This is a genomic window from Burkholderia sp. E168m15 (assembly GCF_016586105.1).
In the GTDB taxonomy this organism is placed as follows: Bacteria; Pseudomonadota; Gammaproteobacteria; order Burkholderiales; family Burkholderiaceae; genus Burkholderia; species Burkholderia orbicola.
In genome coordinates this window covers 15989-35222 of the sequence record NZ_BCPO01000074.1, presented here as the reverse complement: position 1 = coordinate 35222, position 19234 = coordinate 15989, and the positions used below count along the sequence as shown (strand labels likewise).

18 protein-coding genes are annotated in these 19234 nt (G+C 67.7%); 8 read left to right on the top strand and 10 right to left on the bottom strand.

Annotated elements, in window-relative coordinates; translation table 11 throughout:
- Positions 1-159 precede the first annotated feature (159 nt).
- Positions 160-687, top strand: coding sequence for an inorganic diphosphatase (gene ppa, locus JMF86_RS11985; protein WP_006489643.1), 528 nt, complete (start codon positions 160-162; stop codon positions 685-687).
- A gap of 54 nt (positions 688-741) precedes the next feature.
- On the opposite strand, the gene JMF86_RS11980 is transcribed toward ppa, so the two are convergent.
- Together JMF86_RS11980 and JMF86_RS11975 are read right to left on the bottom strand one after the other, a co-directional pair.
- Positions 742-1623 (bottom strand): GIY-YIG nuclease family protein, encoded by an 882-nt coding sequence (locus tag JMF86_RS11980; protein WP_201317001.1) that lies wholly within the window; start codon positions 1621-1623, stop codon positions 742-744.
- A 49-nt stretch (positions 1624-1672) separates the two neighbouring features.
- Complete coding sequence (locus JMF86_RS11975; protein WP_011694356.1) at positions 1673-2707, bottom strand: AraC family transcriptional regulator; 1035 nt, start codon at positions 2705-2707, stop codon at positions 1673-1675.
- 151 nt (positions 2708-2858) lie between these two features.
- Here JMF86_RS11975 and JMF86_RS11970 point away from each other — a divergent pair, with 151 nt between their 5' ends.
- Positions 2859-5114, top strand: coding sequence for a glycoside hydrolase family 3 C-terminal domain-containing protein (locus tag JMF86_RS11970; RefSeq protein WP_011545938.1), 2256 nt, complete (start codon positions 2859-2861; stop codon positions 5112-5114).
- Positions 5115-5185: 71 nt separating this feature from the next.
- On the opposite strand, the gene JMF86_RS11965 is transcribed toward JMF86_RS11970, so the two are convergent.
- Entirely contained in the window at positions 5186-6364 is a 1179-nt protein-coding gene (locus tag JMF86_RS11965; protein ID WP_011545937.1) for a GNAT family N-acetyltransferase, read from the bottom strand.
- A 109-nt stretch (positions 6365-6473) separates the two neighbouring features.
- Between JMF86_RS11965 and JMF86_RS11960 the strand changes: the two genes are divergently transcribed.
- Both JMF86_RS11960 and JMF86_RS11955 read left to right on the top strand, forming a co-directional pair.
- Positions 6474-8192 carry an NAD+ synthase gene (locus JMF86_RS11960; protein ID WP_011545936.1) on the top strand — a complete coding sequence of 573 codons (1719 nt, stop codon included), beginning with the start codon at positions 6474-6476 and terminating at the stop codon, positions 8190-8192.
- Positions 8193-8275: 83 nt separating this feature from the next.
- Entirely contained in the window at positions 8276-8614 is a 339-nt protein-coding gene (locus JMF86_RS11955) for a P-II family nitrogen regulator (protein ID WP_006398637.1), read from the top strand.
- 178 nt (positions 8615-8792) lie between these two features.
- Here JMF86_RS11955 and JMF86_RS11950 read toward each other — a convergent pair whose 3' ends face one another.
- Positions 8793-9872 carry a porin gene (locus JMF86_RS11950; RefSeq protein WP_011545935.1) on the bottom strand — a complete coding sequence of 360 codons (1080 nt, stop codon included), beginning with the start codon at positions 9870-9872 and terminating at the stop codon, positions 8793-8795.
- A 543-nt stretch (positions 9873-10415) separates the two neighbouring features.
- Positions 10416-11342 carry a LysR family transcriptional regulator gene (locus JMF86_RS11945; RefSeq protein ID WP_011545934.1) on the bottom strand — a complete coding sequence of 309 codons (927 nt, stop codon included), beginning with the start codon at positions 11340-11342 and terminating at the stop codon, positions 10416-10418.
- A 144-nt stretch (positions 11343-11486) separates the two neighbouring features.
- On the opposite strand from JMF86_RS11945, the gene JMF86_RS11940 reads away from it, so the two are divergent.
- The gene (locus tag JMF86_RS11940; RefSeq protein WP_012328987.1) at positions 11487-11984 is read left to right on the top strand and encodes a GNAT family N-acetyltransferase; all 498 of its coding nucleotides are present in this window, start codon (positions 11487-11489) and stop codon (positions 11982-11984) included.
- 64 nt (positions 11985-12048) lie between these two features.
- On the opposite strand, the gene JMF86_RS11935 is transcribed toward JMF86_RS11940, so the two are convergent.
- From JMF86_RS11935 to JMF86_RS11920, 4 genes are all read right to left on the bottom strand, one after another.
- Positions 12049-12828: an ABC transporter ATP-binding protein gene (locus JMF86_RS11935; RefSeq protein WP_011545932.1), complete on the bottom strand. Its 780-nt coding sequence runs from the start codon at positions 12826-12828 to the stop codon at positions 12049-12051.
- A gap of 18 nt (positions 12829-12846) precedes the next feature.
- Positions 12847-13560, bottom strand: a complete 714-nt coding sequence (locus tag JMF86_RS11930) for an ABC transporter permease (RefSeq protein WP_011545931.1) — start codon at positions 13558-13560, stop codon at positions 12847-12849.
- A complete protein-coding gene (locus tag JMF86_RS11925; protein ID WP_006489645.1) occupies positions 13557-14246 on the bottom strand; it encodes an ABC transporter permease in 690 nt (229 codons plus the stop codon). The genes JMF86_RS11930 and JMF86_RS11925 overlap by 4 nt, the downstream gene beginning before the upstream one ends.
- 226 nt (positions 14247-14472) lie before the next feature.
- Positions 14473-15255, bottom strand: coding sequence for an ABC transporter substrate-binding protein (locus tag JMF86_RS11920; RefSeq protein WP_011545930.1), 783 nt, complete (start codon positions 15253-15255; stop codon positions 14473-14475).
- Between the two features lie 365 nt (positions 15256-15620).
- Here JMF86_RS11920 and JMF86_RS11915 point away from each other — a divergent pair, with 365 nt between their 5' ends.
- Positions 15621-16325, top strand: coding sequence for a pirin family protein (locus JMF86_RS11915; RefSeq protein WP_011694354.1), 705 nt, complete (start codon positions 15621-15623; stop codon positions 16323-16325).
- A 67-nt stretch (positions 16326-16392) separates the two neighbouring features.
- Here JMF86_RS11915 and JMF86_RS11910 read toward each other — a convergent pair whose 3' ends face one another.
- Positions 16393-16947: a periplasmic heavy metal sensor gene (locus tag JMF86_RS11910; RefSeq protein WP_011545928.1), complete on the bottom strand. Its 555-nt coding sequence runs from the start codon at positions 16945-16947 to the stop codon at positions 16393-16395.
- A gap of 224 nt (positions 16948-17171) precedes the next feature.
- Between JMF86_RS11910 and JMF86_RS11905 the strand changes: the two genes are divergently transcribed.
- A complete protein-coding gene (locus tag JMF86_RS11905) occupies positions 17172-17897 on the top strand; it encodes a response regulator (RefSeq protein ID WP_006493394.1) in 726 nt (241 codons plus the stop codon).
- Positions 17881-19197, top strand: a complete 1317-nt coding sequence (locus JMF86_RS11900) for an ATP-binding protein (protein WP_011694353.1) — start codon at positions 17881-17883, stop codon at positions 19195-19197. The genes JMF86_RS11905 and JMF86_RS11900 overlap by 17 nt, the downstream gene beginning before the upstream one ends.
- Positions 19198-19234 lie beyond the last annotated feature (37 nt).

Below are 19234 nucleotides of genomic sequence, written 5' to 3'. Positions count from 1 at the left end.
TTCGACGGCCCGACATCCGGAACGATTATCGCGCCGATCGTCATCAGGACGCCACCGGTCGATTGGCTATAATGGCGCATTCCTTTTGGGGAATGCCCGCGGCGGTGCATCGGCCGCGGCGCCCTGTCCCGAATTCCCATCGACCTACAGAGAGTGCTCATGAGCTTCAATCATGTTCCGGCCGGCAAGGACCTGCCGCAAGATTTCAACGTGATCATCGAGATTCCCGCGCAAAGCGATCCGGTGAAGTACGAGGCGGACAAGGAACTGGGCCTTCTCGTCGTCGACCGCTTCATCGGCACGGGCATGCGCTACCCGGTGAACTACGGCTACATCCCGCAGACGCTGTCGGGCGACGGCGATCCGGTCGACGTGCTGGTGATCACGCCGTTCCCGCTGCTGGCCGGCTCGATCGTGCGTTCGCGCGTGCTCGGCATGCTGCAGATGACCGACGAGTCAGGCGTCGACGCGAAGCTGGTCGCGGTGCCGCACGACAAGATCTGCCCGATGACGGCCAACCTGAAGACGATCGACGACGTGCCCGAGTACCTGAAGGATCAGATCAAGCACTTCTTCGAGCAATACAAGGCGCTCGAGAAGGGCAAGTGGGTGAAGGTCGAAGGCTGGGCCGGCATCGAAGCCGCGCACAAGGAAATCACCGACGGCGCCGCGAACTACAAGAAGTAAGCGGCGTGCCGGCCGACGGCCGGTTCGTACGGAACGCAAACCGCGCGTGTCTCCTCAGGAGGCCGCGCGGTTTTGTTTTGCGCGTGCGGTTTTCGGGCGAGCGGACGGGGAGACGGGCGCGGGCGGGACAGCCGGCGCTTTCTTCGCGCGTTTCGTTCTGGGCGGGGCAACGGACGGAGCGATCGCGGCGGCGGCTTTCTTGGCCGCTGGACGGCGCCGGGCCGGTGCGGAAGCGGCCGCTTCGCGTACGCTCGCGCCGGGTTTGCCGGCAGTGGTCGGCGCCTTCCTTTTTGACGGCGTGGAAGAGTGCGAGCCGGTTTTCTTTACCGGTGCGCTACGCGACGTGGTCTTTTTTGCGGCAGCATTGCCGTCGGCTTTTGCACGTTGCGCGTCCGGTGCAGCTTGATTTGATTTCGTCGACTTCGACTTCGACTTCGACTTCGACTTCGACTTCGACTTCGACGCTGGGGTGCCCTCTGTGGGCTTCGCCGTCTTCGCGGCCGTTGCGGCCCCGACAACTTTCCCGGCCTTCACCTTTTTCCCGGCAACCTGTTCCGTTGCAGCCGCCGTCGCCGCATCGTCGACGATTTCCGCCTTCTCCTTCTTCCGCCCGCGCGCCGTGGCCTTCGTCCCGGCCGTGTCGCCGGCCTCGTCGAGCGCGACCACCACCGGCAACACCGATTCCAGCGTGCGCAACCCAGCCGCCAGCTCGCGCTTTTTCGCGGGCGTGAGCCGCTTCACCCAGTATTCGGCGCGCGACGCGCTCGACCGGTCGGGCAGCGCAAACGACGCGAGCACCGCGCGCGGCTTGCGCGAGCGCGTGTAGCGCGCGCCCTTGCCGGACGCGTGTTCGTCGAAGCGCGCGGCGACATCGGTCGTGATGCCCGTGTAGACGCTGTCGTCGGCGCATTCGATCAGATACAGAAACCAGGACATGGCGGGGCGGCGGGATGCGAAGCCGCCAGTGTCTCAGAAAAAACGGGCGTCAACGCCACCGGTCGCCGTGCCCGTCGCGAAAGCGGCTCGGCGCCGCGCCGAGTTCGCGCGTGAAGAAGCGCGTGAACGCGCTCGTCGAACGGAAGCCGACGCGCACGCCGATCTCGCCGATCGGCAACTGCGTGTTGAGCAGCAGGTCGCGCGCCTCGCCGAGCCGCGCCTGCGCGACGAGCGCATGGAACCCGACCGCTTCGCGATGCAGCCGCCGGCGCAGCGTCCAGCGCGACATCGCGAAGCGCGTGCACACGTGCTGCATCAGCGTATCGGTCGGCACGTCGACGTCGTCGGACGTGCGCAGCCAGTCGCGCACGCATTGCTCGACCGACGAGCCGAACGTCGAGCGGGCGCGCACGCGTTCGCGCGCGGCGTCGGCCGCATGACGCTGGATACCGGCGAGCGGCGCGTTGTAGCGCTCGAACGGCGTGTCGACGTGCGCGGAGCGCAGCACGATGCGGTTGTGCGCGGCATCGAACGATACCGGCGCCCCGAGCATGTCGCGCAGCGCGGCAACGGGCGCAAACGCGCGGCCGACGAATTCGGCATCGTCGATGCGCACGTGCGGGTCGTACAGGCGCGCGAGCGCCGCGAGAATCGCGAGGTTCGCGAACGCGCTGCCCGCGTGCCGGCCGTCTCCTTCGTTCACGTACTCGAGCGCGATCGCGTCGTCGTTCTCGTGTGCGAAGACCCAGTCGACGTTGCCGATCAGCTCGCGATAGCGCAGGTAGCCGTGCAGCGCGTCGCGCAGTGTCGCCGCGTTGCAGGTGATGCCGGCGAGTTCGGGAAACGGCACGAGCCACGGCACGACCTCCGGCGGCGGGCGATGCCACGACAGCGGCCAGCCGCTCGTCTGCTGCATGGCGGCCACATGCCGGTCGCCCGCGATGCGGCGCGTGTCGTCGGCGAGCTCGGCCGGCCCGATGCCGAGCGTCTCGTAAAGCGGTGCGGGATCGATGCCGTTCGCACGCGCGTCTTCGCACAGCCAGCGGTAGATCCGGACGGATACCGATTTCTGTTGCAACTCCATGTCTGTCTCCCTGTCGTCATGCCGTTCGGGTTTGTCCCCGCTGCGAGAGGTCAACGCATGCTCCTGCCGGTCAAGCGTGGTGACCGGTTGATTTTTAGACTCGGACGCTGGAGTGAGGCGACAAGTACAACAGAACGATTCTGGAGGATCAATGAAAACTTCGCTGTTCCGGTGTTCGACGATTGCGTCCGCGTGCGCGCTCACGGTGCTGCTCGCATCGTGCGGCGGCGACGACATTCATGCCCCGACCGCGCCGGCCGACCCCGACGCGGCAGCCGACCAGCGCGCGGCCGCGCTCGTCGCGCAACTGACGACCGACGAGAAGCTGCAGCTCGTGCATGGCACCGGCATGCCGGCGCTCAGCCTGGGCGGCCCGTTCCCGGCCGACGCGCTGAACGGCGCGAGCTACATCCCGGGCGTGCCGCGGCTCGGCATTCCGGCCGTCAGCAGCGCCGATTCGGCGGGCGGCGTGAACGTGAAGAATGCGCGCGTGACCGCGCTGCCCGCGCCGGTCGCGCTCGCGGCGACATGGGACCCGGCGCTCGCGGGCGCCTACGGCACGCGCATCGCGCTCGAATTGCGCGCGCTCGGCTTCGCGGAAGGGCTCGGCGGCGGCGTGAACCTCGCGCGCGAGCCGCGCAACGGCCGCACCTTCGAATACATGGGCGAGGACCCGGTGCTCGCGGGCACGCTGAGCGCCGCGCGCACGCAGGCCACGCAGGCGCGGAAGGTGATTGCGACGATCAAGCATTTCGCGTTCAACGACCAGGAAACCAACCGGATGACGGTCGATTCGGTCGTCGACGAGCGGACCATGCGCGAGGCCGAACTGCTCGCGTTCGAGATCGGCGTGAAGGACGGCCAGCCGGGCAACGTGATGTGCGCGTACAACAAGCTGAACGGCGTGTATGCGTGCGAGAACCCGTATTTGCTGACGACGGTGCTGAAGAACGAGTGGGGCTTCAAGGGCGTCGTGCAGTCGGACTGGGGCGCGACGCATTCGACGGTCGCCGCCGTGCAGGCCGGGCTCGACGAGGAACAGCCGGGCGCGGCCGACGACGGCAACGCGCCGCTCGGCTCGTACTTCAATTCGAAGCTGCGCGCGGCGCTGCAGGCCGGCAGCGTGTCGGCCGCGCGGCTGAACGACATGGTGCAGCGCAAGCTGCGCACGCTGATCCGCATCGGCGTGATGGACGCGCCGCCGAAGCCGGGCGGCGCGATCGACGAAGCCGCCGGCAATGCCGATGCGCTCGCGATCGCACGGCAAGCGGCGGTGCTGCTGAAGAACGCGGCCGCACCCGGCGACACGCAGCCGGTGCTGCCGCTGGCTGCCGGCACGCTCAAGTCGGTCGTCGTGATCGGCGGGCATGCGGACGCGGGCGTGCTGTCGGGTGGCGGCTCGGGCGCGGTGCCGGCGATCGACGGCAATGCGGTGACGTCCTGCCAGCAGCCGGCCGACATGCTGTTCGGCGGGTGCGCGACCTGGTACAAGTCCGCGCCGCTCGCGGCGATCCGCGCGAAGGCGCCGAATGCGTCGGTCAGCTATCTCGACGGGACCGACGCGAACGCCGCGGCTACCGCGGCCGCGCAGGCCGATGTCGCGATCGTGTTCGCCACGCAGTGGCAGACGGAAGGGCTCGACCTTGCGAGCCTGTCGCTGCCCGATGCGAAGGCGGACCCGTACAACCAGCAATATGACCAGAACGCGCTGATCGCCGCGGTCGCCGCGAAGGCGAAGCGCGTGATCGTCGTGCTCGAGAACGGCAGCCCGGTGCTGATGCCGTGGCTCGCGAACGTGCATGGCGTGCTGGACGTGTGGTATCCGGGCGCACAGGGTGGCCAGGCGATCGCCGACCTGCTGTTCGGCGACGCGAACCCGTCGGGCCGGCTGCCGCTGACGTTCCCGAAGCAGGAGGCCGACCTGCCGCAGCCGACGATCGATCCGTCGAATCTGCGGAACGTCTATGCGGAAGGGCTCGCGTACGGCTATCGCTGGTTCGACGCGAAGGCGATCGAGCCGCTGTTCCCGTTCGGCTACGGGTTGTCGTACACGACGTATGCGTTGTCGGCGATGTCCGCGCAGGCCGACGCAGCGGGCAACGTGACGGTCGGCGTGACGGTGACGAATACGGGCTCGCGCGCCGGTACGCACACGGTGCAGATCTACGCCGCGTTGCCCGCGTCGCTCGGCGAGCCGCCGAAGCGGCTCGTCGGCTGGACCAAGGTCGCGCTCCAGCCGGGCGAGGCGCGCACGGTCAGCGTCGCGGTGCCGGCACAGCGCTTCGCGGTGTGGGATGCGAGCGCGCACGCATGGCGGATCGGCGCCGGCAGCTACGGGCTGTCGGCGGCCGCGTCGTCGCGCGATCCGCAGGCGCTGTCGCAGACGGTGACGCTCGCCGCGCACTGACCCGGCGACGATCGTGCGACATGCGGCGAGGCCACGCCTGGCTTCGCCGCATGCCGGTGCGCCGGATCGCGCTAGCCGGCGCTGCGCCGGAACGGATCGTGTTCGCGCAGTTCGTCGACATACGCGTGGATATGCTCGGTCTCGCGTTCGAGAAAGCGCGCGACCGCATCGGAAAACGCCGGATGCGCGAGCCAGTGCGCGGAGTGCGTGACGGTCGGCAGGAACCCGCGCGCGAGCTTGTGCTCGCCCTGCGCGCCGCCCTCGAAGGTGTCGAGCCCGGCCTCGATGCAGAACTCGAGCAACTGGTAGTAGGCCGTTTCGAAATGCAGGCAGGGCACGTGCTCGATCGCGCCCCAGTAGCGGCCGTACAGCGTGCCGCCGCCGTGTTCGCCGCGCCGGTACACGGCGAGCGCGCTCGCGACCGGTTTCCCGTCGGCTTCCGCGATCACGAGCAGCAGGTTCTCGGGCATCGTCGCGCCGATCGTGCGGAAGAAGTCGAGGTTCAGGTACGGGCTCGAATAGTGCTCGCGGTACGTTTGCCGATAGCAGCGCGAGAAAAAGCGCCAGTCGGCGTCGGTGATCTGGTCGCCGGTGAGCCGCCGGAACGTCACACCCGCGTCGTGCACCTTGCGCCGCTCCGCGCGGATGTTCTTGCGCTTCTTCTGCTCGAGCGTGCCGAGGAAATCGTCGAAGTGGCGGTAGCCGTCGTTGAGCCAGTGAAACTGCACGCCTTCGCGCAGCATCATCCCCATCGATTCGAGCAGCCGCGCTTCGTCGCCGGTCGGGAACAGCACGTGCAGCGACGACACGTCGCTCTGCTCGGCGAACGCGAGCAGCGTGGCCGCGAGCCGGCGGCGCGCGTCGTCGTCGGCCGCGAGCAGGCGCGTGCCCTGCACCGGCGTGAACGGCACAGCGCACAGCAGCTTCGGGTAATAGGGCAGGTTGTTGCGCTGGTATGCGTCGGCCCACGCCCAGTCGAACACGTATTCGCCGTACGAATGCTGTTTCGCATAGACGGGCGTGGCGGCCGCGAGGCGGCCGGTGTTCGCGTCGGTCAGCGTGACGAAGTGCGGCGACCAGCCGGTGTCGTCCACCGCGCAGCGCGCGACGTGCAGCGCGTCGAGAAATTCGTGGCGCAGGAACGGCGTGGGCTGCGCGTCGCGCGCGAGCAGCGCGTTCCATTCGTCGGCCGGCACTTCGGCGGGGGACGACAGGATGCCCGTGCGATAATCGATGCGTTCGTGTTTCAAGCGTGAATCCGTACCGTTGGATGTTGCCGGATGCGGGCCGCCGTGGCCCGCATCCGGGTCGATTTCGTCAGCCGTTCAAGGCGCGCCGCCGGGTTGCGCCGATCCCGCCATGAAGACCCGACTCGCTCTCGCCCAGATCAACGTCACCGTCGGCGATTTCGCCGGCAACGTCGCGCGGATCGTCGCGGCCGCACGCGCCGCGCACAACGATGGTGCGCAACTGATGGTCGCACCCGAACTCGCGCTGTCCGGCTATCCACCCGAAGACCTGCTGCTGCGGCCCGCGTTCTACGCGGCGGCGGCCGCCGCGCTCGATGCGCTCGCCGACGCGCTGAAAGCGTTCGACGGGCTCGCGGTGCTGGTCGGCCACCCGTTGCGCGGTCCGGGCAGCGGGGCGGGCGACGATGCGCGCGCGTCAGCCGTCGATGGTAATGCAAACCGCCCGATCGAGCGCGGCGTGCCGCCTACCGACACCTTCAACGCGGTATCGCTGATCGTCGGCGGCGAGATCGTCGGCACCTACCGCAAGCAGGATCTGCCGAACGCCGAGGTGTTCGACGAGAAACGCTATTTCGCGACCGACACCGAGCCGCTCGTGTTCGAGCTGAACGGCGTGAAATACGGCGTGATCATCTGCGAGGACGCGTGGCATGCGTCGGCCGCGCAGATCGCGAAGGCGGCCGGCGCGCAGGTGCTGCTGATCCCGAACGGCTCGCCGTATCACCTGAACAAGGAAGCGGTGCGCATCGACATCCTGCGCGCGCGGATTCGCGAGACCGGGCTGCCGATGGTGTACGTGAACCTCGTCGGTGGCCAGGACGAACTCGTGTTCGACGGCGGGTCGTTCGTGCTCGACGGCGAGGGCGGGCTCGTCGCGAAGATGCCGCAGTTCGACGAAGGGCACGCGATCGTCGAATTCGACGGCGCGCGGCCACTGCCCGGCGCGATCGCGCCCGAGCTGTCGACCGACGCGCAGGTGTACCGCGCGCTCGTGACCGGCGTGCGCGACTACATCGGCAAGAACGGTTTTCCCGGCGTGCTGATCGGGCTGTCGGGCGGCGTCGATTCGGCGCTGGTGCTGGCCGTCGCATGTGATGCGCTCGGGCCCGAGCGCGTGCGCGCGGTGATGATGCCGTCGCGCTTCACGGCCGACATCTCGACGACGGACGCGGCGGAGATGGCGCGGCGCGTCGGCGTACGCTACGACGAGATCGCGATCGCGCCGATGTTCGATGCGTTCCGCGTCGCGCTCGCGGGCGAATTCGCGGGCCGCGCGGAAGACGCGACGGAGGAGAACATCCAGGCGCGTATCCGCGGCACACTGCTGATGGCGCTGTCGAACAAGTTCGGCTCGATCGTGCTGACGACTGGCAACAAGAGCGAGATGGCGGTCGGCTATTGCACGTTGTACGGCGACATGGCCGGCGGTTTCGCGGTGATCAAGGACATCGCGAAGACGCTCGTGTACCGGCTGTGCCGCTATCGCAACGCAACGACCGACTACGGGCTGCGCGACGTGATTCCCGAGCGAATCCTGACGCGCGCGCCGTCGGCCGAGCTGCGCGAGAACCAGACCGACCAGGACAGCCTGCCGCCATACGACGTGCTCGACGCGATCATGCGGATGTACATGGAAGAAGACCGGCCGCTCGCCGAGATTGTCGCGGCCGGCTATGCGCAGGCCGACGTCGAGCGCGTGACGCGGCTCATCAAGATCAACGAATACAAGCGCCGCCAGGCGCCGATCGGCATCCGCGTCACGCATCGCGCGTTCGGGCGCGACTGGCGCTACCCGATCACGTCACGCTTCACCGAACGGCTCGATTGAGCCGTGCTGGGCCGGAGGCGGCCCGCCGGCTTACAATCGGGAACGCGATTTTTCATCCAAACGAGCATTGAGGGACAACCATCATGAAACGCATCACCGCCATCATCAAGCCGTTCAAGCTGGACGAAGTCCGCGAAGCGCTCGCCGAAGTGGGGCTCACGGGCCTGACCGTGACGGAAGTGAAGGGCTTCGGCCGCCAGAAGGGTCATACCGAGCTGTATCGCGGCGCGGAATACGTCGTCGATTTCCTGCCGAAGATGAAGATCGAGGTGGTCGTCGCGGAAGCGCAGGTCGATCAGGTGATCGACGCGGTGATCGGTGCGGCGCGCACCGGCAAGATCGGCGACGGCAAGATCTTCGTGTCGGACGTCGAGCGCGTGATCCGCATCCGTACCGGCGAAGAGAACGAAGCGGCCGTCTGAGCGCCGCGTCCGCGCCATTCGATTAACTTCCCGGCCGCTTCGGCCGATCGGGCCACGGGTCGTACGAACCCGATGCCCAAGAAAAAACGGTGCGGATACCCGGTTGGGTACCGCACCGATACGCGCCTCTCGCAGCAGCGTGGAAAGTGTTGTCGAATCGTTCTTTGACGGCGCCTGATCAGAACAGGTGCTGGATGCCGGCGTAGACGCCGGTCTGGCTGCCGCCCTGATGCGGGTTGCCCGTCGATACGGCCGTACCGGCGCCGTTCGCGTTCAGGCCGAAGTTGGCCGACGAGCTGTTGCGCACCGTCGCGACCTGCAGGTCGAACAGCGTGCGCTTCGAGATGTTGTACGAGCCGCCGACCGTGTAGATGTTCGCGTTGCCGCCACCGTGGTTCGCGTTCACGTGATACACGGCCGCGATCAGCGCTGCTGCCGGCGTGGCCTGCCACGTCACGCCGCCCCACACCTGTTGCGTACCCGTCACGCCGGCGTTCACTGCCGGGCCACCGCTGCCGTCGGCGCGCGATGCCTGATAGGCGGCCTGAACCTTGAACTGGCCGAGGAACACGTTCACGCCCGCGAAGTATTCACGCGAGTAGTTGAACACGTCCGAGAAGCGGCCGTTGCTGTCGCGCGTTTCGTCGTAGATGCCGCGCAACTGGAACAGCGAGTTCGTGTAGGTGACCTGACCGCCCATTGCACGGCCCGGTTGGCCGGCCGTCGTGTTGCCGTTGAAGCTGGTCGAGTTCGAGAACGAGAACTGGCCGTAGAAGTCGAGGCCGTAGAGCGACGGCGACTGGTACGACACGTTGTTGCTGGTCTTGTTCCAGTTGCGGCCGCGCACCAGCGAGGCCGTCGACCAGGACGACTGACCGAACGGGTCGAAGTCCCACACGCCGTTGGCGATCGCGAGTTCGCGACCCAACAGCAGCGTACCGTAGCGGTCGTTCGAGATACCGACGGTCGCGAAACGATCCCAGATCGAACCGCTGAAGCCGCCCGTCATCGTGTTGAACGCGCCTTCGAGGTGGAACAGGATCTTGTTGCCGCCGCCGATGTCCTCGCTACCCTTCAAGCCCCACAGGCTCGTGCCCCAGTCGCCGCTTTCCGCGCGCACTTGGTGGCCGTTTTGCAGGCCGTTCATGTACTCGATGCCTGCATCCAGGCGGCCATACAGCGTGACGCTGCTCTGCGCGTGCGCCGTCACCACCCCAGCAGCCATCAGCGCGGCCGCGACCAAAGCTTTCTTCATCATCTCCTCCATACCCTGTCAAAAAGTCAACCCAGACTGCACGAGATGCCCGGAGCGCGAGCGCCGGGCAAAAGCGGGATAACCAGGGAGACCTCGTGCAGGGCCGGTAAGCGCGGCACGCGGGCAAGCAGACGGAAAACCGTTGAGCGGTCCCGCGCAGCCGGGTCGGCCTGCGGGGTCTCCTTGTTGTGTCGTGAAGCTAAACTACATTTCACGAACTTCGTTTTGCTACTTTGGTTACTAATTTAGCAAAAATACAATTTTGTGGCGACGGAAATCGTTGTTTGACTAACCGCTGTCGCCAAATTGCCATGCAACACGGTGTGCAACAGGTGTCCCTAGGGTTCCTGATTACCGGAAAACCCTTGTCCCGCAAGGGAGACATGGATTCCGCGGGTATGGGTCAAGGATTGCCACTATTGACGTCGCCGGGGCGCCGGCGTAAGCGTGAAAGTCGCGAAATTGGTAAGTATTTCGTAATGATTCGGGCGATTGCCGACAGCGCCGATCGACGCCTGAAACCCCCCGCCCCGCAACGCGCCGCGCTTAGTCTGGGGGCGGCCGTGCGTCGAGTAACTGGGCGCGAATCCAGCGGTGCGCATCGGTGCGCGCATGCTTCGCGTGCGAGTAGACCTTCACCGTGTAGCGCGGGATCTCGAACGGCGCGGGGAAGATGCGGATCGGCGCCGCATGCCGCAGCGCCTGCGCGGCGCGGTTCGGCACCGTCATCAGGAGTGCCGACTCCGCGATCACGAACGGCGCGGCCAGCACGGTCGGCAACTGCACGGCCACATGCCGCGCGAGACCGAGCCGGTCGAGCACGTAGTCGACGACACCGCGCGACTCGTTCCATGGCGTGACGACCACGTGGCGGGCCGCCAGGTACTGGTCGAGCGTCAGCCGCCGCCGGATGTCCGGATGCGCGGCGCTCGCGATCACGACGTAGTCGTCGGAGAACCAGTCGAAATCCTCGATGCCCGGCGCGTCGGCCGCCGATTCCTCGTGGTAGCCGAGCGCGAAGTCGATGCGGCCGGCCGCGAGTTCGTCGACGGAAATCTTGCGGTCCGAATGGACGACGCGGACCCGCAGGTGCGGCGCCACGTGCTGGATGCGGGCGAGGAACGCCGGCAGCACCGCGAACGCCGTGTAGTCGGTCGCGGCGAACACGAACGTGCGGTCGCTTTGCGCGGGATCGAAGCGGCGCGCGCGGGCGAGCCCTTTCGACATCGCGTCGAGCGCGTCGCCGGCCCAGGTGGCGATGTCGTCGGCGCGCACGGTCGGCTGCATCTCGTTGCCGAGGCGCACGAACAGCGCATCGCCGATCGCGTCGCGCAGCCGGGCGAGCGCGTGGCTCAACGCCGACGGGCTCAACGCGAGCTCATGCGCGGCCGCCGCGACAGACCGATGGCGGTACAGCGCGTCGAATACGAGCAGCAGATTCAGGTCGAGGCGGCGCAGATCGGGATGCATCATGTTCAGGTCTGGATGAAGAAACTGCACTTCCTGCAGGCGTGGCGTGAACGTAGCATGACGGTTCGAACGGCGCCAGCGCGGGTGCGCGGCACCGTTTTCCCGCTGTTTTCCGCTTCACATCCGGGCCGGAGGAGGGCTCAACCCGTGCAAATCGATATCCGTTCCGCCACCGTCGCCGACGTGCCGCTGATCCTGCGCTTCATCACCGAACTGGCCGTCTACGAGAAGGCGGAGCACGAAGTCGTCGCGACGCCCGAATCGCTCGAACGCAGCCTGTTCGGCGAAGGCTCGCCGGCGCGTGCGCTGATGTGCGAGGTCGACGGCGAGCCGGCCGGCTTCGCCGTGTATTTCTTCTCTTATTCGACGTGGCTCGCGCGGCAGGGGCTGTATCTGGAGGATCTGTACGTGTCGCCGCGTTTTCGCGGCGCCGGCGCAGGGCTGCGGCTGCTGAAGGCGCTCGCGCGGATCGCGGTCGACTCGGGCTGCGGGCGTTTCGAATGGAGCGTGCTCGACTGGAACGAGCCGGCGATCCGCTTCTACGAAAGCGTCGGCGCGGCGCCGCAGAGCGAATGGGTACGTTACCGGCTGGCGGGCGACGAACTGCGCGCGTTCGCCGACGGCGCGCCGGTGAGCGCCGCGTAAACGCAAAACGGGCGCCGCGCGGTGAACCGCGGGGCGCCCGTTCGGGCGTGGCGCGTGGCGGGCGTTACTTGAGGCTGCCCGACAGGAACGCGCGCAGGCGGTCGCTCTTCGGGTTCGCGAGCACCTCGGACGGCACGCCTTGTTCCTCGACGCGCCCCTGGTGCAGGAACATCACGTGGTTCGACACGTTGCGCGCGAAGCCCATCTCGTGCGTGACGACGATCATCGTGCGGCCTTCTTCGGCCAGCTTCTGCATCACCTTCAGCACTTCGCCCACCAGCTCCGGGTCGAGCGCCGAGGTCGGCTCGTCGAACAGCATCACGTCCGGATGCATCGCCAGCGCCCGCGCGATCGCCACGCGCTGCTGCTGGCCGCCCGACAGATGCGACGGATATTGCTTCTCGACGCGCGGCGCGAGGCCGACCTTCTCGAGATACTCGCGCGCACGGTCCTCGGCTTCCTTCTTCGGGATGCCGAGCACGTTCACCGGCGCTTCCATCACGTTCTCGAGCACGTTCATGTGCGACCAGAGGTTGAAGTGCTGGAACACCATCGACAGCTTGGTGCGCACGCGCTGCAGCTGCTTCGAATCGGCCGCGCGCAGCGCGCCCGTCTTGTCGAGCGCGGTGCGCACTTCCTCGCCGTCGACGAAGATGCGGCCCGCGTTCGGCTGTTCGAGGAAGTTGATACAGCGCAGCATCGTGCTCTTGCCGGAGCCGGACGAGCCGATCACGCTGATCACGTCGCCCGAGTTCGCCCTCAGCGACACGCCTTTGAGCACCTCGTTGTCGCCGTACCGCTTGTGGAGATCGTCGACGAAAAGCTTCTGGGTCTGGGAGTTCATCAATAGTCCTGCGAAAACTTACTTGCCTTGCGGGCGCAGATACGCGAGCCAGCGACGCTCGGCCTGGCGGAACAGCCACACGAGCGTGAACGAGATCACGAGGTAGAGCAGGGCGGCGATGCCGAACGCGTGGAACGACATGTAGGTCGCCGAGTTCACGTCGCGCGCGATCTTCAGGATGTCGGGCACGGTCGCGGTGAAGGCCACCGTCGTCGCGTGCAGCATCAGGATCACTTCGTTGCTGTACAGCGGCAGCGCGCGGCGCAGCGCCGACGGCAGGATCACGCGGCGATACATCGTGAACGGCGACATCCCGTACGCGCGCGCGGCTTCGATCTCGCCGTACGACGTCGCCTTGATCGCGCCCGCGAAGATTTCGGTGGTGTACGCGCAGGTGTTCAGCGTGAACGCGAGCAGCGTGCAGTGCATCCCGTCGCGGAAAAACGCATCGAGCATCGGCGTGCCGCGCACGGCCTGCAGGCTGTAGAGGCCCGTGTAGCAGAGCAGCAGCTGCACGTAGAGCGGCGTGCCGCGGAACACGTACGTGTACAGCCATACGGCGCCCGACAGCCACTTCCGCTTCGACACGCGCGCGACGGCGAGCGGCACCGACAGGCAGAAGCCGAGGCCGATCGACACGACCAGCAGCCACAGCGTGATCGCGACACCGGTGATGCGATAGCCGTCGGTGTACAGATAGTTGCGCCAGTATTCTTGGATGAGTTCGATCATAGGTCAGCCTTGCGGACACCGGTCGAGTAGCGCTTTTCGAGCCACATCAGCACGAAGTTCGAGATCGTCGTGATGGCGAGGTAGACCGCTCCCGCGATCAGCGTGAAGAAGAAGAACCGCAGCGTGCCCTTGCCGGCGTCCTGCGACGCCTTCACGACGTCGGCCAGGCCGATGATCGACACGAGCGCGGTCGACTTCACGAGCACCTGCCAGTTGTTGCCGATGCCCGGCAGCGCGAAGCGCATCATCTGCGGGAACATGATCCGCGTGAACACCTGCCAGTTCGTCATCCCGTAGGCGCTGCCGGCCTCGAGCTGGCCGCGCGGCACCGACAGGAACGCGCCGCGGAACGTCTCGGTGAAGTACGCGCCGTAGATGAAGCCGAGCACGAGCACGCCGGCGAGGAACGGGTCGATGTCGATCTGGTCCCAGCCGAGCGCGTCGGTCGCCATGTTCAGCCAGATCTGCAGGCTGTAGAACAGCAGCAGCATCAGCACGAGATCGGGTACGCCGCGGATCAGCGTCGTGTAGACGGTGCCGACGCCGTTCGTCACGCGGTTGCGCGACAGCTTCGCGCCGGCGCCGAGCAGCCCCAGCAGGAACGACAGCGCAAGCGAAAGCACCGCCAGTTTGACGGTTTGCCAGGTGCCGGCGAGGATCAGCGGGCCGTAGCCTTGTAGAAACATATGTGGTCCCTGGTGTGGTCCCTGACGGTGCACGTCGTGCGCCGCGAAAGACGCGCCCGCCAAGCTGCGCGGAACGCCCCGTGCGTATCATGACCGTCCGCCCCGGCAACGGTGCCGGGCGAGCCCGTCGCGCGAACGGCGGGCAAGGGGGCGGGCGGCGCGTGGTTGACTGCCTGTACTGCCCGGACGCGGGGCCGCCCCCGCATCCGCTGCTGCTTGTCGACGTTCAGCGGGCCGGCGCCGAGTAGACGCTGAACGAGAAGTACTTGTGCGACAGCCGGTCGTACGTACCGTCCTTGTGCATGTCGGCCAGCGCCTGGTTGATTCTCAGCTTCAGGTCGGTATCTTCCTTGCGCAGGCCGATCGCGGTGCCGTCGCCGATCGTCTTCGGATCCTTCACTTCCGGCCCGGCGAACGCGAAGCCCTTGCCGCGCGGCGTGCGCAGGAAGCCGTAGTCGGCCTGCAGTTCATCCTGCAGCGTCGCGTCGAGGCGGCCCGTGCCGAGATCGGCATAGACCTGGTCCTGGTTCTGGTAAGGAACGATCGTCACGCCCTGCGGTTCCCAGTACGCCTTCGCGTAGGTTTCCTGCGTGGAGCCCTGCTCGACGCCGACGCGCTTGCCCTTGAGCGACGCGACCGTCGGCAGCAGCGGCGAGCCGGTTTTCGCGATCATCCGCGCGGGTGCGTCGTACACCTTGTCGGAGAAGTCGATCTGCTCGCGACGCTTGTCCGTCACGGTCAGCGACGACACGATGACGTCGTACTTCTTCGCCTTCAGCGCCGGGATGATCCCGTCGAGATCCTGCGCCACCCACACGCACTTCACGTTGATCCGCTTGCAGATTTCCTTGGTGAGATCGACGTCGAAACCGACGATCTCGCCGCTCGGCGCGGTCGACTCGAACGGCGGGTAGCTGGCATCGACGCCGATCCGCACGGTCTTCCACTCCTTCGCGAAGGCGCTGCCCGCCACGAGGGCGAGGGCGGCGCACAGGGCGGCCTTCTTCATTTCCATCCTTCTGTTGCTGACTTTCCGGGGGCGCTCGCGGCCGGTCGAACCGGGCGCCGCGGCGTATTCTAGACGGCCAAAAATCGCCGATCGGCGCTCTGGCGTTGGCGACCGCCGGAAGGGCGAACGCCAAAAGGGCGGTATTTTACCCGAACGCGATACCCGGAAAACGGCAATCCGGCGCGGTCGACCGATTCCTCGATTCGGCTGTTGCGGCAATCGAGGTATTCGCAACGAATATTTCGGCAATTGGTTGTGCGGGTGCAACGATGCGGTGCGCGGGCGGCGGATTGTGGCGCTGCCGGCCTCCCCTTACAGTGGAGGTAAACCCGAACAGAACATCCGCGCCCCGAGCGTCCGCCCCAATGTTCCAGATCCTGCGCGCCGAAGACCGCTGCCGCACGCACCACGGCTGGCTCGAATCGAGTCACAGCTTTTCGTCCGTCTGCCGCGACGGGCATGCGCCGGTGCGTCCGCCCGTCGGCGCGCTGTGCGTGCTGAGCGAGGACCGGATCGCGCCGACGCGCGGTTTCGGGATGCAGCCGCGCCGCGACGTCGAAATCCTCACCTACGTGCTGGATGGCGAGCTCGCGCACCGCGACAGCCTTGGCTGCGGCGCGATCGTCCGGACTGGCGGCATTCAGCGGATGAGCGCCGGCACGGGGCTCGTGCACAGCGAAACCAACGCGTCGCGCGACCGGCCGCTGCATCTGCTGCAGATCTGGCTGCAGCCGGCCGAACGGGGCGGGCGGCCCGGCTACGAGGAACGGCGTTTCGCCGATGACGAGAAGCGCGGCCGGCTGAGGCTCGTCGCGGCGCCCGACGGCGGCGACGGCGCGCTGTCGGTGCGGGCCGACGCCCGCATCTTCGCGGGGCTGATCGACGGCGACGAGACGGCGGCGTTCGACGTGCCGGCCGGACGCAGCATCTACGTGCACGTCGTGCGCGGCGAGGTCGAGGTCAACGGCCGCGCGCTGGCGGCCGGCGACGGCGCGCGGATCGGCGGCGTGGATGCGGTGGCGTTCGCGCGTGGCCGCACGGCCGAGGTGCTGCTGTTCGACGTCGCCTGAAACGAAAAGGGGACGCAGGCTGGTGCCTGCGTCCCCTTCGATGCCGCTGCGGGAGCGGCCCGCCGGCTTACTGCGCCGGCGCCGACGCGCCCTTCGCGGCCGCGCGATGCTGCTCCCAGCGCTCCTTCATCTTCTCGTGGCGCTGCTCCATCTTCGCGAACTGCTGCTTGAGCGCCGTGCTGACCATCGTCTTCTGCTGGTCGTTCAGCCCGTTGTAGAACGTGAGCCACGCGGCGGACGTCTGCTCGCGCAGTTGTGCGTTCTGCGCCTCCGCCTGCTGGCGTGCCGAGTGCATCGCGCTCAGGTCGAGGATCGGCTGGTTCTGCTGCGCCTTGAACTGCTCGCGCATCTGCTCGTGGCTCTTGCGCATCGCGTCACGGTTCTGCTTCATCGTGTTGACGGCTGCCTGCCATTGCTGTTCCTGCGACGCGTTGAGCTTCAGCTGGTCGTGCAGTTTCATGATCGCGCCGAACGGGCCGCCTTCGTGCCCGCCGTGCATCTGGTGCATGCCGGGGCCGCCCGGCGGCGGCACGTCGGTGGGTTGCGCGGCATGCGCGGTGCCGAATGCGAGAGCGAGCACGGTGGCGGCCGCGATGGCCACGCGGGAAGTCTTCTTATACATTTCAGAAACTCCTTGTATCCAAAGGGTCCGGCGATGCGGTGCCGGGAAAGTCGGGTACCGCATCCGGTAAGACGCAGGTTAGCGATGCAGGCCCCGGCGGGTGTTACGCGGGGTGGCGGCCCGGTTACCGCGCATTACAGTTCCCTTGCGCGGTAACCCGCAGTAACCCTTTCGCCCCTTTGTTTCGTTCTTCGACTCCGCCCTCGCGCGGTAAACTTCGAGCCATGACTACCCAGATCCTCATCGTCGACGACGACCAAGAACTCCGAGACCTGCTGCGCGACTATCTCGTGCGCCAGGGGATGGAAGTGTCCGTGCTGCACGACGCAGCGACGCTCGAGAAGCGCCTCGAGCGCGAGCGGCCCGACCTGATCGTGCTGGACCTGATGATGCCGGGCGTGGACGGCCTGACCGCGCTGCGCCAGTTGCGCGCGGCCGGCGACGACATCCCCGTGATCATGCTGACCGCGCGGGCGGACGACGTCGACCGCATCGTCGGGCTCGAGCTCGGCGCGGACGACTACCTCGGCAAGCCGTTCAATCCGCGCGAGCTGCTCGCGCGCGTGCAGGCCGTGCTGCGCCGCCGCCGCGCGACGCCGTCGGCGGCCGCGCCCGAGCAGCGCGAGCCGTTCGCGTTCGGCCGCTTCCTGCTCGACTTCCAGGCGCGCACGCTGTCGGTCGACGGCAAGCCGGCCACGCTGTCGAGCAGCGAATTCGCGCTGCTGAAGATCTTCGTGAACCACGCGCTGCGCACGCTCACGCGCGAGCGGCTGCTCGAGCTGCTGCACGGGCCCGAGTACGACGGCACCGACCGCGGCATCGACGTCCAGGTGTGGCGCCTGCGCCGCATCCTCGAAACGGATCCGTCGACGCCGCGCTTCATCCAGACGGTCCGCGGGCGCGGCTACGTGTTCGTGCCCGACGGCGAGGCCCATGCGCAAACCCATTGATTCACTGTTCGGGCGGCTGGCGCTGCTCGTCGTCGGTGTCCTGCTCCTGTCGCACTTCGCGTGGTTCTTCGCGATGCGGCTCGAGCGCAACCAGATGCAGACGCGTTATGCGGTCGAGGAAGCCGCATTCCTCGTCGACGCGGTGCGCCAGCACATCGAGCGTACGCCCGACCAGCCGTTGCCGTCGCGCGTGCGGCTCGTGTCGCCCGATAGTGCCGATGTGCCGAAGAGCGGCGATTCGGGGCTGCCGCCGCCGCTGAAGCGGTTCCGCGACGACGTGAGCGAGCGCATGCCGCCCGGCACGCAGGTCGAGATCGGCACGCCCGGCCATCCGCCGGTGCTGTGGGTGAAGGAGCCGACCGACCGCAACTGGATCGTGGTGCCCGTGCAGCCGCTGCGGCCGCCGCGCTCGCTCGACCGGATGCTGCTGTGGCTCGGCACGATCTTCTCGGCCGGCGTGATCGCCGCGCTGTTCGCGGCCTGGCAGTTGCAGCAGCCGCTGCGCTCGCTCGCGCGCGCGGTCGCGCGTTTCGGTCGCGGGCAGCCGGTGCCGCCGCTGCGCGAGCGCGGCCCGCGCGAGCTGCGCCAGCTCACGCACGGCTTCAACCAGATGGTGGAGCAGGTGTCGCAGGCCGAGAGCGATCGCGCGGTGATGCTGGCCGGCGTCGCGCACGACCTGCGCACGCCGCTCGCGCGGATGCGCCTGCGGGCCGAAATGATGGACGACGCACGGCTGCGCGACGGCGTCGTGCGCGACGTCGACTCGATGTCGCACATCGTCGACCAGTTCCTGGTGTTTGCGCACGGCGGGGCCGACCGCAGCGAGCCGGTGCCGGTCGACCAGGCGTGCGAGCGGATCGCGCGTAGCTATCGTGCGGTTGCGCCGAATGCGCCGACGGTCCAGACGCGGCTGGAGGCCGATCCCGGCTTCCGGCTGCCGACGGCGACGCTCGACCGGATCTTGTCGAACCTGCTGGACAACGCGCATGCGTACGGTGCACCGCCCGTATTCGTCGAGACGGCGCGCACGCCGGCCGGCTACGTGCTGTCGGTCAGCGACAGCGGCGGCGGCATCGCGCCGCGCGACCTCGCGGCCGCCACGCGGCCGTTCGTGCGGCTCGATCCCGCGCGCGGCGGGAACGGCCACAGCGGGCTCGGGCTCGCGATCGTCGAGCGGCTCGTGCTCAGGCTGGGGGGCGCGTGCGACATCGGCAATCGCCCCGAGGGCGGCCTGCGGGTATCGATGACGTTCCCGTTCGACGCCGTGCCGAAGGACGAACCCCACGCACAGGCCGCATGAGCGGCCGCGGCGCCTGCCCGGGCGGGCAAGCGCCGCG

Excerpts from the sequence above, each read along its gene's own strand:
- JMF86_RS11910 (WP_011545928.1), bottom strand. The coding sequence starts at position 16,947 with ATGTATAAGAAGACTTCCCGCGTGGCCATCGCGGCCGCCACCGTGCTC.
- JMF86_RS11950 (WP_011545935.1), bottom strand. The coding sequence starts at position 9,872 with ATGATGAAGAAAGCTTTGGTCGCGGCCGCGCTGATGGCTGCTGGGGTG.
- JMF86_RS11970 (WP_011545938.1), top strand. The coding sequence starts at position 2,859 with ATGAAAACTTCGCTGTTCCGGTGTTCGACGATTGCGTCCGCGTGCGCG.
- JMF86_RS11960 (WP_011545936.1), top strand. The coding sequence starts at position 6,474 with ATGAAGACCCGACTCGCTCTCGCCCAGATCAACGTCACCGTCGGCGAT.
- JMF86_RS11915 (WP_011694354.1), top strand. The coding sequence starts at position 15,621 with ATGTTCCAGATCCTGCGCGCCGAAGACCGCTGCCGCACGCACCACGGC.
- JMF86_RS11955 (WP_006398637.1), top strand. The coding sequence starts at position 8,276 with ATGAAACGCATCACCGCCATCATCAAGCCGTTCAAGCTGGACGAAGTC.
- JMF86_RS11930 (WP_011545931.1), bottom strand. The coding sequence starts at position 13,560 with ATGATCGAACTCATCCAAGAATACTGGCGCAACTATCTGTACACCGAC.
- JMF86_RS11905 (WP_006493394.1), top strand. The coding sequence starts at position 17,172 with ATGACTACCCAGATCCTCATCGTCGACGACGACCAAGAACTCCGAGAC.
- JMF86_RS11935 (WP_011545932.1), bottom strand. The coding sequence starts at position 12,828 with ATGAACTCCCAGACCCAGAAGCTTTTCGTCGACGATCTCCACAAGCGG.
- JMF86_RS11900 (WP_011694353.1), top strand. The coding sequence starts at position 17,881 with ATGCGCAAACCCATTGATTCACTGTTCGGGCGGCTGGCGCTGCTCGTC.
- ppa (WP_006489643.1), top strand. The coding sequence starts at position 160 with ATGAGCTTCAATCATGTTCCGGCCGGCAAGGACCTGCCGCAAGATTTC.
- JMF86_RS11980 (WP_201317001.1), bottom strand. The coding sequence starts at position 1,623 with ATGTCCTGGTTTCTGTATCTGATCGAATGCGCCGACGACAGCGTCTAC.
- JMF86_RS11945 (WP_011545934.1), bottom strand. The coding sequence starts at position 11,342 with ATGATGCATCCCGATCTGCGCCGCCTCGACCTGAATCTGCTGCTCGTA.
- JMF86_RS11925 (WP_006489645.1), bottom strand. The coding sequence starts at position 14,246 with ATGTTTCTACAAGGCTACGGCCCGCTGATCCTCGCCGGCACCTGGCAA.
- JMF86_RS11920 (WP_011545930.1), bottom strand. The coding sequence starts at position 15,255 with ATGAAGAAGGCCGCCCTGTGCGCCGCCCTCGCCCTCGTGGCGGGCAGC.
- JMF86_RS11975 (WP_011694356.1), bottom strand. The coding sequence starts at position 2,707 with ATGGAGTTGCAACAGAAATCGGTATCCGTCCGGATCTACCGCTGGCTG.